The 13467-nt window shown below is 62.9% G+C and carries 9 protein-coding genes; 2 read left to right on the forward strand and 7 right to left on the reverse strand.

The window, feature by feature from the left end; all coding sequences use genetic code 11:
- Window positions 1-27: 27 nt before the first annotated feature.
- The 7 genes from O3306_RS20535 to O3306_RS20565 form a co-directional block, all read right to left on the reverse strand.
- The gene (locus O3306_RS20535) at window positions 28-831 is read right to left on the reverse strand and encodes a DUF2189 domain-containing protein (protein WP_272010846.1); all 804 of its coding nucleotides are present in this window, start codon (window positions 829-831) and stop codon (window positions 28-30) included.
- 63 nt (window positions 832-894) lie between these two features.
- Complete coding sequence (locus O3306_RS20540) at window positions 895-2289, reverse strand: amidase (RefSeq protein ID WP_272010849.1); 1395 nt, start codon at window positions 2287-2289, stop codon at window positions 895-897.
- A gap of 165 nt (window positions 2290-2454) precedes the next feature.
- The gene (prfB, locus tag O3306_RS20545) at window positions 2455-3579 is read right to left on the reverse strand and encodes a peptide chain release factor 2 (protein ID WP_272010852.1); all 1125 of its coding nucleotides are present in this window, start codon (window positions 3577-3579) and stop codon (window positions 2455-2457) included.
- A 100-nt stretch (window positions 3580-3679) separates the two neighbouring features.
- The gene (locus O3306_RS20550) at window positions 3680-5959 is read right to left on the reverse strand and encodes a molybdopterin-containing oxidoreductase family protein (protein WP_272010855.1); all 2280 of its coding nucleotides are present in this window, start codon (window positions 5957-5959) and stop codon (window positions 3680-3682) included.
- Window positions 5960-6079: 120 nt separating this feature from the next.
- The gene (locus O3306_RS20555; RefSeq protein WP_272010858.1) at window positions 6080-8596 is read right to left on the reverse strand and encodes a penicillin-binding protein 1A; all 2517 of its coding nucleotides are present in this window, start codon (window positions 8594-8596) and stop codon (window positions 6080-6082) included.
- Between the two features lie 110 nt (window positions 8597-8706).
- Window positions 8707-9942, reverse strand: coding sequence for an N-acetylmuramoyl-L-alanine amidase (locus tag O3306_RS20560; RefSeq protein ID WP_272010870.1), 1236 nt, complete (start codon window positions 9940-9942; stop codon window positions 8707-8709).
- A 75-nt stretch (window positions 9943-10017) separates the two neighbouring features.
- Window positions 10018-11169, reverse strand: a complete 1152-nt coding sequence (locus O3306_RS20565; protein WP_272010861.1) for a pyridoxal phosphate-dependent aminotransferase — start codon at window positions 11167-11169, stop codon at window positions 10018-10020.
- A 95-nt stretch (window positions 11170-11264) separates the two neighbouring features.
- Here O3306_RS20565 and O3306_RS20570 point away from each other — a divergent pair, with 95 nt between their 5' ends.
- Complete coding sequence (locus tag O3306_RS20570; protein ID WP_272010864.1) at window positions 11265-12557, forward strand: M48 family metalloprotease; 1293 nt, start codon at window positions 11265-11267, stop codon at window positions 12555-12557.
- Window positions 12558-12560: 3 nt separating this feature from the next.
- The gene (locus O3306_RS20575) at window positions 12561-13307 is read left to right on the forward strand and encodes a DsbA family protein (RefSeq protein ID WP_272010867.1); all 747 of its coding nucleotides are present in this window, start codon (window positions 12561-12563) and stop codon (window positions 13305-13307) included.
- Window positions 13308-13467 lie beyond the last annotated feature (160 nt).

Raw genomic sequence — 13467 nt, forward strand, 5'->3', positions numbered from 1 at the left:
GCATCGGGCCGGGCCAGCGGCGGGGTACTACCCCTCTTCAATGTCCTGAGCATCGGCTGATGCACACACTAACCGGTAAAGGTGCCAGGTCGCGTGGCCCAGCAACGGCAACACGATGAACAACCCCAAGAACCCGGGTATCATCGCCACAAAGGTCGTTACCGCCACAAAACCCGCCCAGGCCAGCATCGGGCCCGGGTTCTGCGTTACCACGCCGATACTGGCGATCATCGCGCTCACGAAATCGACTTCGCGGTCCAGCAACATCGGCAAGGCGACCACTGTAATTGCATAGACCAAAAGCGCGAAAATCCCGCCGACGACTGTGCCAACCGCCAGCATACTCAGCCCATTCATCGTCAGAAACACAGCGTAGGAGGACGAGACGTTGGTCATCACCGACAGTCCCATAAACAGCGCGAAGATCATGTGCGCCAGGAAAAACCAGAACAGGAAAATCATGATGATGATCGCACAGAGCGACGGTAGCTGCCGTCGCCTCTGATGGGCGATCACACCGAAAATCCAGCGCGCATTCAAAGGCTTGCCCATCTCCAGCTGGCGCGACACTTCGTATAGCCCGACTGCGGCGAACGGCCCGAAGAGCGGAAAGCCCACCGCTGCAAACACCAGCCAGTAACTGTGCCCAGTGACCAGCGTGACCCCTGTCAGAACCCAGCCAAAGGCGACATAGACGCCGGCAAACAGCAGCGCATATCCCGGCGCGCGGCGCATGTCCGCCCAGCCCCGCCGCAACGCCTCGCCCAACATCGCATAGTTGACCGGCCCCAGATCAGGTACTCCGATGTCTGTCGCGCGGTTTTCTGTCATGGCTCCCCTTCTCGCTTGCCTGCATCAGGTTAGCGGGCGGGTCGTATTGCACAATAAATTTTTTCAGACATTTTTCATCGGCGGACGCACCTGTGGCCAGCCGGTGGCACGGTGATACTGTCCGGCCAATTCCAACAGATCGCGATCCGCACCGCGCCGCCCAATCAGTTGCAGCCCCATCGGCAAACCGTTCGCACCAAAGCCTGCCGGCACCGCCACCACCGGCAACCCGATCAGGCTGGCAGGCACCACGCATTCCATCCAGCGGTGATAGCTGTCCATCTCCACGCCATTGATCTGCCGCGGCCACGCCTGGTCATGGGCAAAGGGCCAGACCTGTGCTGTCGGCATTGCCAGCACATCATATTGCTCGAACAAGGCATGGGCGGCCAGAAACCACTCTGATCGGATCACGCTGGCGCGGTGCACCTGCATCGCGCTCAGCGCCGCGCCGCGCTCTGCCTCCCAGATCGCCTCGGGTTTGAGCCGGGCGCGCATGGCCTCATCCGCCAACATCGGCGCCAGCGACGCTCCAACCGCCCAACTGCGCAGGTCGATCCAGCTCTGCCACAGCGCCTCGCGACTGAATGGCGCGTCCAAATCATGTATCTCGGCCCCCTCGATCGCGCCGAGCGCCGCCTTGCATAGCGGCAATATGCCCGGCTCGAATGGATATGCACCAACCCAGTCGCCCAGCCACCCGATCCTCCGCCCCACACCGTGCGCCGGTTCCAGCGCGCGGCCATGCGGCAGGCACGGATCGGGGCCTGCCATCACCTCCAGCAGTAACGCCAGATCATCCGGACTGCGCGCCATCGGGCCGTTCGTCGAAAGCTGATGCAGAAAGGTATCGCCACTGATGTCGCCCGGCACGGTGCCCCAACTGGGGCGCATGCCATAGATGTTGCACCAGCCCGCCGGGTTGCGCAGGCTGCCCATCATGTCCGACCCGTCGGCCAGCGATACCATCCCGTGCGCCAGCGCCACCGCCGCCCCGCCCGACGACCCACCGCAGGTGAGGTTTGCATCATAAGGGTTTGGAGTTGCGCCAAAAACAGGGTTATAGGTTTGGCTGCCAAGGCCGAATTCCGGCGTGTTGGTTTTGCCAAGGATGATCGCGCCTGCCGCGCGCATCCGTGCCACGTGCAGATCGTCCTGCAGCGCCATTTGCCCGGCAAAGAGCGGCGAGCCCTGCGAAGTCGGCAGGCCGCGCGCATTCGCCAGATCCTTGATCGCCACCGGCAGCCCGTGCAGCGCCCCGCGCGCCTCTGCGCGGTCCGCCATACGCGCCTCCGCCAGAAGATCACCGGCCGATCGGAGCGACACGATGGCATTCGCCGCGCCATTCATCGCCTCGATCCGTGCCAGCGTTGCGCGCATCAACTCTTCTGCGCCCAACTGACCGCCCGCGATCGCCTCGGCCTGCGCGCAGGCGTCCATGTTCAGAACATCATCCATCTACGGCCCCTCCCTAGATCCGGCAAACTGCCGCAGCCCTGCCAGCGCAAGAACCGCTATGGCATTGCCCGCGACTTCCCGCACCGTCTGCTTTTACAGTGCCGTAGGCTCTTTCATCTTTCCAGAAATACCTGATTGCACCGCCACCCAAGGCAGGCGCAAAGCTCAGTCGCCCTGCGCCTCGGCGCGGCTCTTGCCGCTGACATTCATCGCCAGTGTCGCGGCCATGAATTGATCAAGATCACCGTCAAGCACGCCCTTGGTGTCGGAGGTCTCATGATTGGTGCGCAAATCCTTCACCATCTGGTAGGGCTGCAACACATAAGACCGGATCTGGTTGCCCCATCCGGCGTCGCCCTTGCTCTCATGCGCTTCGTTGATCGCGGCATTGCGGCGGTCGAGCTCCATCTGGTAAAGCCTTGATTTCAGGGCCTTCATGGCGATGTCGCGGTTCTGGTGCTGCGATTTCTCGGAGCTGGTCACGACGATGCCCGTCGGATGGTGGGTGATGCGCACCGCCGAGTCTGTGGTGTTCACGTGCTGCCCGCCGGCGCCCGAGCTGCGATAGGTGTCGATGCGGATATCGGCCGGGTTCACCTCAATGTCGATATTGTCGTCCACCACCGGATAAACCCAGACCGAACAGAACGACGTGTGCCGCTTGGCTGCCGAATCGAAGGGCGAGATACGCACCAAACGGTGCACGCCCGATTCCGATTTCAACCAGCCATAGGCATTGTGGCCGCTGATCTTGTAAGCGGCGGATTTGATGCCCGCCTCGTCACCCGATTGCTCAGATTGCAGCTCTACCGTGTAGCCGCGCTTTTCCGCCCAGCGAACATACATCCGGGCCAACATGCTGGCCCAGTCGCAGCTTTCGGTCCCGCCGGCACCGGCGTTGATCTCGAGGAACGTGTCGTTGCCATCCGCCTCGCCGTTCAGCAGCGCCTCCAGTTCCTTGGCCGCAGCGCGTTTTTTCAGCGCGCGGATGGCGGCCTCGGCCTCGGCGACCACATCGGCGTCGCCCTCCATCTCGCCCATCTCGATCAGCTCGATATTATCCGACAATTCCTGCTTGATCAGATCATGGGTTTCCAGTGCATCCACCAGACCCTGACGGTCGCGCATCAGCTTTTGCGCCTCGGCCGGATCATCCCACAGGGTCGGGTCCTCGACCCGCGCATTGAATTCCTCCAGCCTGTGCTGTGCCGTATCCCAGTCCATCCGCTGCCGCAGAAGCTCCAGCGAGTTTTCGATTTCAGCTGTCAGAGATTGGATTTCCGCGCGCATGTACCGGCCCTTGTTTTGTTGTGTCCGGGTGTAACTCAGCTGTCGGGCACGGGCAAGATGCGCCGCGCGGCCACCTGCAAGGGCAGAACAGCCGCGACGCTCAGAGCCGCGCCACCTCGCACCAGCCAGAGCGCAGCGGGATCGATCCGGTGAGAGGATCACAATGATCGGTGTCCATCGCGAGGTTGATATTCGCAGCCATCGCATCGCTCGCGTCATAGGGAGCGTCCTTGCCACCCGGCACCCACCATCCATGCTGCGCCACGACGCTGCCCGGCACCTGCGCGGCGCTCAGCTTGGCCTGGGCAATGAAGCGCCCCTTGGACGTGGTCACGCGCACCCAGTCGCCATCGACGATGCCGCGAACCTCGGCCACGTCTGGGGCCATTTCCAGCGGCGGATTGGGTTGCAACCGGCGCAGGGACGCGATGTTGCGGTGTTGCGAATGGCAGAATGTCACGGATTTGGCACTGCTCAGGCGCACCGGATAGCCCGGGGGCGGCAGCATCATGTCCTCAGCCCGCCAGACCGGCAGCGGTGTCAGCCCGGCCCGGCGGATCTGTTCCGAATAAATCTCGATCAGCCCGCTGGGCGTCGGAAATCCGTGCGTCTCATGGGCGCGCAGCGGCACTTCGCCCGCAACCTGCACACCCTCAGGCGCGGCGCGCAGGGCCTGCAGGCTGACGCCGCTGCCCTCCAGCAAATGCGCATGGCCCGCTTCCTCGTCGCAGCCGAACATGATATCGGCCATGCTCAACCGCTCTGCCAGTGCCAGAGCGATCTGCACATCGCTTCGAGACTCTCCCACAGGTTCGACGACGACCGGACGCAACTGCACCCGGCGCAACCCGTCCAACGAGGCATCGAAGCCGTGCCGCAAGCCACCGCGCTCCCACGACGTCGCGGCGGGCAACACGATATCGGCATATTCGGCGGTCGCGTTCAGAAAGAAATCGGCATGGACATGCAATTCCAGCGCATGGAATGCCACCTTGGCCGCGTCGGCGTCCGGTTGTGCCGCCAGCAGATTGCCCCCAAACGACACCAGCGCGCGCACCGGGTAAGGCTGCTGCGTGCTTGCGGCGCGGTAGACATCGCGCGCCGTGACCCAGCCCTGATTGCCCGACCCCATCGGGCGCGCATCGCGGCCCAGCCCTTTGGCCTTCTGTGCATCGCTTAGCAGATCAAGGCCGGAAATGTCATTGAATGGCGCCGCCGTGCCCGGCACATTGCCACCGGGCTGACCGTAATGCCCGGTCAGCGCATAGAGGATCGACAGCGCCCGGTCGGTCTGGCTGGCCGTCCTGCTCTGCCCGACGCCGTTCCATGCAAAATACGACAGGGCCTGCGCGGCACCGATCATCTGCGCCGCCTGTTCCAGCGCGGCCTGATCGACCCCAGTCTCTTCGGCCACGCTGGCCGGATCATGCGGTGCCACCACGTCCTGCAGCAGGCTCAGCGCCGTGGAACAGGCGATACCTTCCACCACCGCCCGCCCCAAAAGCTGCACCGGCCCGCACCAGTCGCGGGCCTGCGCATCGTACTCCACCGTGCCGCCATCCGGCCCCAGCGCCAGTACGCCGCCTGCCGCGTCGCGCAACAGGTCGCCAGTATCGTCTCGCACCAGCGCCGCCGCGTTGGTCCAGCGCGCGGTGAACGCCGCATCGAACGCACCATCGCGCAGCAGGATATGTATGAGCCCGAGCGCCAGAGCCTGATCCGTCCCCGGCCGCAACCGCAGCCAGCAATCGGCGCGGCGCGCATAGAGGATCGCGCGCGGGTCCACCACGATCAGCTTCGCACCGCGTTTCATCGCCTTTTGCATCTCGACCGAACGCGCCAGCCATGTCGCCGCAGGGTTATGGCCCCAGAGCAGCATGCAATCGCTGCGCGCATGATCCGGCGTGCCCATGTCGGTGCCATAGGTCAGACGGCTGACGTAATCCTTGTGCCAGTTGCAGATTTCGGTGGCATAGATGTTGTTTGGGCTGCCAAAGCCGCGAATAAACCGTTCCACCCAGAAGATCCCGTCGGACATATGCGTGCCACTTGGCGTGGTCACGGAAAACGCCACCTGCTCGGGGCCATGGGCATCACGGATCTCGCCGAGCTTTGTCGCGATCTCGTCCAATGCGGTGTCCCAGCTGATCCGTTGCCAACGCGCCGGTGTCTCGCCTTTGGGAGAGATGCGCCGAATCGGGTGGGTCAGGCGATCCTTGTGATAGACCAGTTCGGGCGCTGCGCGGCCCTTGGGGCACAGTTTCTGGCCGCTGGGATGATCCGGGTCGGGCGCGATCTCGACCAGGCGGCCATCCTCGACATGAGCGATACAGCCGCAGCGTGAGCGGCACTGGGTGCAGAAGGCAGGGATTTTTTCCATGGGGCGATCTTGGCACCGGCGCGGCAAAAGACAAGCGGAAGGTGAAAAGCGCCTCGGATTTGACGGCCGAGGCAAGCTTGCACGGAGTGCGAGCCGGGCAAAAGCCCGGCCTGTGATGGATCAGTAGAGCCCGCCCGAACTGATCGAGCCGAACGTCGCCTTTTCCCCCACAACAGCGGTATCGCCGGTCGATGTGGTGACTTCCTTGGTCGATTCCTCATCCGACTGGAACAGCTCCAGGTCGTTGCCCATGGCAAAACCGCCATCATAGGCCAGACCAAAGATCGGCTCTTCACCGTCGCGGAAATATTCGGCCACCACAGACTGACCGCTGGCACTGTCAGCCAAGCGTGCGCCGGTAAAGCGGTCGATCTTGATGAAATGGCCGCCGGGGGGCAGATCGAACTCGCCACCACCATATTTCGCAGTCGCCTTGCGCATGAACTGGGTAAATACCGGTCCACACATGCCCGCACCATACGCGCCCCGGCCCAGGCTGCGCGGCTGGTCAAAGCCGATGTAGCAACCCGCAACGATGTTGCTGGTAAAGCCCACGAACCACACATCGCGCGCGTCGTTGGTGGTACCAGTCTTGCCGGCCACCGGCACGTCGAGGCGGACATTGCCCGCCGCCGTCCCGCGCTGAACCACGCCGCGCATCATCGAGGTCAGCTGGTAGGCAGTGATGGGGTCGATCACCTGCTCGCGGTCGGACACGATGCGCGGGCCGCGCGTCTCGGGAATATCGGGGTCAAAGCAATCAACGCAGCGGCGTGGATCGTGGCGATAAACCGTATCGCCATTGCGATCCTGCACCCGGTCCACCAACGTCGGCTCCACCCGTTCGCCGCCATTGGCGAACATCGCGTAGGCCGCGACCATCTTGAACAGCGTCGTTTCCTCGGACCCCAGGGAATTGGCCAGATAAGGGCCCATGTTCTCGTAGACACCGAACCGCTCGGCATAAGCGGCGACAGTCTCCATCCCGATCTCTTGCGCCAGACGGATGGTCATCAGGTTACGCGACTGTTCGATCCCGGTGCGCAGTGGTGTCGGTCCGTAGAACTTGTTCGACGAGTTCCGGGGGCGCCACATGCCCTGCGGCGTATTGATCTCGATCGGGGCGTCAACGACGATCGTCGCCGGGCTGTAGCCGCTGTCGAGTGCCGCGGCATAGACGAAGGGCTTGAAGCTGGAGCCGGGCTGACGCTTGGCCTGGGTGGCGCGGTTGAAGACCGAATGCTGATAGCTGAAGCCCCCCTGCATCGCGATCACGCGGCCAGTGTTGACGTCCATCGCCATGAAGCCGCCCTGCACCTCGGGCACCTGCCGCAGGGTCCAGCGGATGAAACTGCCGTCATTTCCGGTCATGCGGCGCACATGCACCACGTCGCCAACTTTGAAGGATTTCTGAAAGCTTCCGGGCAGCCAGCTGATATCCTTGCGCGGCACCACATGTGGTTCGCTCTCGGTCTCGGTCACACCTTCGATCCCGATCCGCAGGTTTTGGTCTTCGACCTTCAGCACAACGGCCGGATACCACTGCCCGCCCAATTGAATGTCGCGCGCCACATCTACTGCCGCCAATGCCTCGCGCCATGCCGCTTCGCTGGTCAGCGCCTCGGCGGGCAGCGTGATGCCAGTGCCGCGCCACTTGCCGCGCTGGCGGTCATATTCCTCCAGCTTGGCTTGCAGCGCCAGCGCCGCTTCGACCTGCATTTCCGGGTCGATCGTCGCGCGCACCGAAAGACCGCCCGTAAAGAACTCGCCCTCACCGAAATCGCGGCTCAACTGGCGGCGGATCTCATCGGTGAAATAGTCACGCGGTGGCAGGGATTTCGAAAACGGTTCAAAATCGCCGTTCTGGACCGAGCGCAACGGCTTGGCCCGCTCCTCGTTATAGACGGCGCGGGTGATATAGCCGTTTTCGGCCATTTCTCGCAGCACGAAATCACGTCGCTGTTTCAGCCGTTCGGCGGCGCGCACCGGGTGAAAATCGCTCGGCGCCTTGGGCATGGAGGCCAAGAACGCGGCCTCATGCGGGGCCAGTTCACTCAATGATTTGTTGAAATAGGTCTGCGAGGCCGCGGCAACACCATAGGAGTTCTGACCAAGGAAAATCTCGTTGAGGTAAAGCTCTAGGATTTTTTCCTTGCTCAGCGTCTCTTCAATCCGGGTGGCAAGGATGATTTCCTTGATCTTGCGCTCGATCCGGCGGTCGCCTGACAGCAGGAAGTTCTTCATCACCTGTTGAGTGATGGTCGATGCGCCGCGTACCGTCTGGCCGCGCGTACGTACTGCCTCGACCATGGCGGCGACAATGCCGCGCGCGTCATAGCCGGAATGGGAATAGAAATTCTTGTCCTCGGCGGAAATGAAGGCCTGCTTGATCAGGTCGGGAATTTCCTCGGCCGGGGTAAAAAGCCGGCGTTCGCGGGAAAATTCGTCGATGATCCGCCCCTCGCCCGAGAAAATCCGGCTGATCGTGGGCGGCGTGTAGTTGGCCAGGCTCTGGTGGCTGGGCAAATCGCGGCCGTAGATGTAAAAAATCGCGCCGATGCTGAGCGCGATCATCGTCAGACCCAACGTCACCAGCGTGAAGATCGATCCGAAAAATGTCAGTATTGATCTGAGCATTCCGCCCCCAATTCGCGTGTTTCAGGAGTCATATAGGCACCCGCAGCGCCTGCGTCAAAACAGAAGCCAAATGCCGTTGCGCCGGTTTCCGCGCATCGGGTTGCGTGGCCCTACTGCCGGACAAGCTCGGCGGCCGCCGCATCTGCGATCAGCCATGCCTTGATTCCGTCGCTGATCGCCACCGCCATCTGGTCGCGCCACTTGGGATCGGCGAGGTTATCCAGATCGCGACCATCCGAGATAAAGCCGAGTTCCAGCAGAATGGACGGGATATCGGGCGATTTCAGCACCGAGAAACTGGCGCCGCGCAAGGGCCGTTTGTTCAGCGGCATGCCCATCTCCTTGATCCCCAGAACCAGCGCGCGGGCCAGCATATCGGCGCGCGGCTGGGTCTCCATCCGGGCCAGATCCATCAGGATGTCAGCCACGATGTCGTCGGTGCCGGTCAGGTCCAGCCCGGCCAGAAGGTCGGCGCGGTTGTGCCGCTCGGCCAGTGCGGCGCTGGCGGCGTCAGACGCATCCGCCGATAGCGAATAGACCGTTGCGCCGCGCGCCGTCCCCTCGCCCAGCGAATCCGCGTGCAATGACAGGAACACATCCGCGCCTGCGCGGTGCGCGATCGCCACTCGCCGTTCCAATGAAACAAAGCTGTCATCCTCGCGGGTCAGGGTCACCTCGACCCCGCCTGCCCGCAGCAGCACTTCCTTGAGCTGCCGTGCAAAGCTGAGCATCAGGTCTTTTTCCACCACGGCGCCCGATTCCGCGCCGGGATCGATGCCGCCATGCCCCGGATCAAGCACGATCACCAGCGGCGCGCCGTCTTGGCGCGCAGGCCGCGCGCCCGTCCCTTCGCCTTCGGGCAATACATCCCAGGCAGGTGATGCAGGCAGGCCCGAGCGCGCAGCAAACTCTGCCTCGTCAACACGGGTCAACTGCACGCGCAGCGCCGCCACGCCGGTGGTCTCATCAACGCGCATGTCGGCGCTTTGCAAAGCGAAAGGCCCGGCCAGATCGACCACCATGCGCGACCAGCCGGGGCGAAACCCGCCGACGCGCACATCTGTCACGTTATCGGTCTTGTTCAGCGCATTGCCGACCACATCGGCCCAGTTCACTTCGCGAAAGTCGAGCACGGCGCGCGCGGGATCCTCCAGCGTGAAAACCCGGTATGGCACGCCCTGGCTGAGCGCCAGATCAATCTTGACGCTGCTGCGGGTGCCGGTGATGCCGCTTGCGGCCGCATCAAGCCGCGCCAGAGCGCCGAACCCCTGCCCGCCTGCGTCCTGTGCCACGGCACCTGTCGCCAGCCATATTGCCCCCAGAAGGGCAAGACATACCCTGATCATCTGCTCACTCGCCAGTTTTCGGATCACGTCACGGATCCGTTCGACACGCAGTATATCAGTTCGAGTTGGCACGTACTACCGCGCTTGGCGCGCTTCCATGAACCTCGCCAGCCTGCGCAGCCCTTCGGTAATATCCGCCGTCGCTCGCGCATAGGAGAAGCGCAGAGTGCCAGCCCCGCGTGCGGGATCAAAATCAAGACCCGGCGTCACAGCGACGCCCGCTTGTTCCAGAATCTCGGCGGCAAAGGCACGGCTGTCATCGGTCAGGTGGCTGACATCCGCATAGACATAGAACGCCCCGTCCGGTGGTGCGATCCGGTCGAAACCGGCCTTCGGCAACCCTTCCAGCATCAACACACGATTGGTTCGGTAGACCGCCATGTTGGCCTCCAGTTCCTCGTCACATTCCATTGCCGCCAGCGCGGCGACCTGGCTTGCATGGGGCGGGCAGATAAAGAGGTTCTGCGCCAGCCGCTCGATCACGCGTACATGATCCTCGGGCACCACCATCCAGCCGACGCGCCATCCGGTCATGGAAAAATACTTGGAAAACGAATTGATCACATAGGCGTTGTCCGAGATTTCCAGCGCGCTTACCGCCTTGGCCTCGTATTCGATCCCGTGATAAATCTCGTCACTGATAAAACTCGTCCCGGTCTCGGCGCAGGCATCCATCAGCGCCGCCAGCGCAGGCCGATCCAGCATGGTGCCAGAGGGATTCGCCGGGCTTGCCACCATCAACCCGTCGAGGTTCAGCCCCTGCAGGTCGGCAGGCACCGGTTGCAGGCGATTTTCCGCTGCCGTTTCGATGTCCACCGGCGTCAGGTCCAGCGCCCGCAGGATTTGCCGATAAGACGGGTAACCCGGTGCGCCGATCCCGACCCGCGCACCGGTATCAAAGAGCGCGGTGAAGGCGAGAATGAACGCCCCCGACGAACCTGGCGTGACGATCACGCGGTTGGGATCAAGATCGACATCATACCATGTGCCATAGAGTTGCGCGATGCGCGCGCGCAATTCAGGCAGTCCCAAAGCGACGGTGTAGCCCATCGCATCGCGCTCCATCGCCTCTGCCAGTGCGGCGCGGGCGCCTGCGGGGGCGGGCGTACCCGGTTGGCCCACTTCCATGTGGATGATGTGCCGTCCCGCCGCTTCGGCGCGCCGGGCTGCCTCCATCACATCCATCACGATAAAGGGATCGACCTGTGATCGGGTTGAGTTATCCATGGCATTGTTCCTAAAGTGGGTAGACCAATATGCCTACTCACCCCACGCGCGCAGGGCCGTCAATGCATCACCTTCGCCTTTTTGCGGTTCTTTCAATGCTGGCCTTCACGCTGGCCCAGCCTGCACGCGCGCTGACATTGCTGCGCGACCCCGATATTGAATACGCGCTGAAACAGCTGGCTGCCCCGGTGCTGAAGGCTGCCGGACTCAGCCCCAGCCGGATGAGCATCCTTGTCATCGACGACCGCAATCTCAATGCCTTCGTGGTCGACCGCGACAATATCTTTATCCACTCGGGTCTGCTGCTGAAGATGAAAAGCCCGCAGATGCTGCAGGCGGTGATCGCCCATGAGGCCGCCCATATCGCCAACGGCCATCTGGTGCGCCGCCCGATCAACATCCGCAACGCACGCACGGCCGCCGGTCTGGGCATGGCGTTGGCCGCCGCCGCCGGTGCGATCAGCGGCAATGCGCAGGCTGCTGCAGGCGTCGCCGTGGGCGTGAACAGCACCGCCGCGCGAATGTTCTTCTCGCACACGCGCGCCGAAGAGAGCAGCGCCGACAACGCAGGCGTGCGCTATATGGTGCGGGCCGGTCTGGATGCGTCGGGCGCGGCCGATGTCATGGATATCTTTCGCGGCCAGGAAGCGCTGTCAGCGTCGCGCCAGGACCCCTATGCGCGCACTCATCCATTGTCGGCAGACCGCTACCGCGTGGTCAAACAGATGGCCGAAGCGCATGGCGGCAATGCAAAGCCCAGCAACAATGATCTCTATTGGTTCGCCCGCGCCAAGGGCAAATTGTCGGCCTTCCAGCGCAGCCCGAAATGGACGATCGCGCACGCAGGCGAAAGTGGCTTCAAGGATGTGGGCTACATGCGCGAGGCCGTGGCGTGGCATCGCCGCTCGAACCTCGGCAAATCGCTCAAGGCGATGGACAAGGCAATCGCGGCACGGCCCAACGATCCCTATTATCACGAGTTGCGCGGCCAGATCCTGATGGAGAGCCGACAGTTCGCCGCCGCCACCGCCGCATATGCACGCGCGGTCAATGCAGCGCCGAACCATCCGCTGATCCTGGGCTCATACGGGCGCGCGCTGATGGCGCAGGGACAGACCGCCAAAGCCCTGCAAGTGTTGGAGAAAGCCCGTGCACGCGACGGGCGAGACGGGCGCGTGATGCGCGATCTGGCGGTTGCCTATGCGAAATCCGGCAACAAGGGCATGGCCTCGGTCGTGACCGCCGAGCGTTATGCGCTGCAGGGGCGGATGGAAGATGCGGGCCTGCATGCAAAACGCGCCTCTGACCTGTTGCCGCGCGGTTCTGCCGGTTGGCAACGCGCACAGGATGTGCTCTCTGCGGCCAAAGCCGCCTCGAAAAGGAAATAGATGATGATCCGTACGTTACTCAGCACCGTAGCACTTGGTGCAACTCTCGCGGCCCCTGCTGCCGCCCTCGATCTGTCCGAGATGAGCGAGGCCGAGCGCACTGCATTCCGCGCCGAGGTACGGGCCTATCTGCTGGACAACCCCGAAGTGATCTTCGAGGCGGTTGCGGTCATGGAGGAACGGCAGGCGTCCCTGCAAGCCGCAAATGACGGCGATCTGATCGCGGACAACGCCGCTGCACTCTTTGAGGATGATCAATCCTGGGTCGGCGGCAATCCCGACGGCGACATCACGATCGTCGAATTTCTCGATTATCGCTGCGGCTATTGCCGCAAGGCCTTTCCCGAAGTGTCCGAATTGGTCCAAAGCGATGGCAACATCCGCCTGATCGTCAAGGAATTCCCGATTCTGGGCGAGGGTTCGGTGCTGTCGTCACGCTTTGCCATCGCCACACGGCAGGTCGCGGGCGACGACGCCTACAAGCAGGTGCATGATGCGTTGATAACCTTCAAGGGAGAGTTCAACGAGGTAACGCTGAGCCGCCTGGCCGATTCTCTGGGCCTTGAGGCGGCGCCGATCCTGGCGCAAATGGACAGCCCCGAGGTCACGGCGGTGATCCAGGCCAACCATGCGCTTGGCGCCAAGATGGACATTTCCGGCACGCCATCCTTCGTGATGGGTAACCAGATGATCCGCGGCTATGTGCCGTTGGGGGGCATGCAGGAGATCGTCGCGGACGAGCGCGGCTGACAGCCGCGAATCTCGCTGCGTCTCTCCTGAACCGGGGAAAGTGAAAAAACGCCCACGCCGTTTCTACGGTGTGGGCGTTTCACATTTAGAGTATCCGTCTTGATCAAGCTGTTTTCGGTGTCCATTTGCGGTTTTGCTGGACGAGTGCGTTTGCCAATTC

The organism is Roseovarius sp. ZX-A-9, assembly GCF_028369135.1.
Taxonomy (GTDB): Bacteria; Pseudomonadota; Alphaproteobacteria; order Rhodobacterales; family Rhodobacteraceae; genus Roseovarius.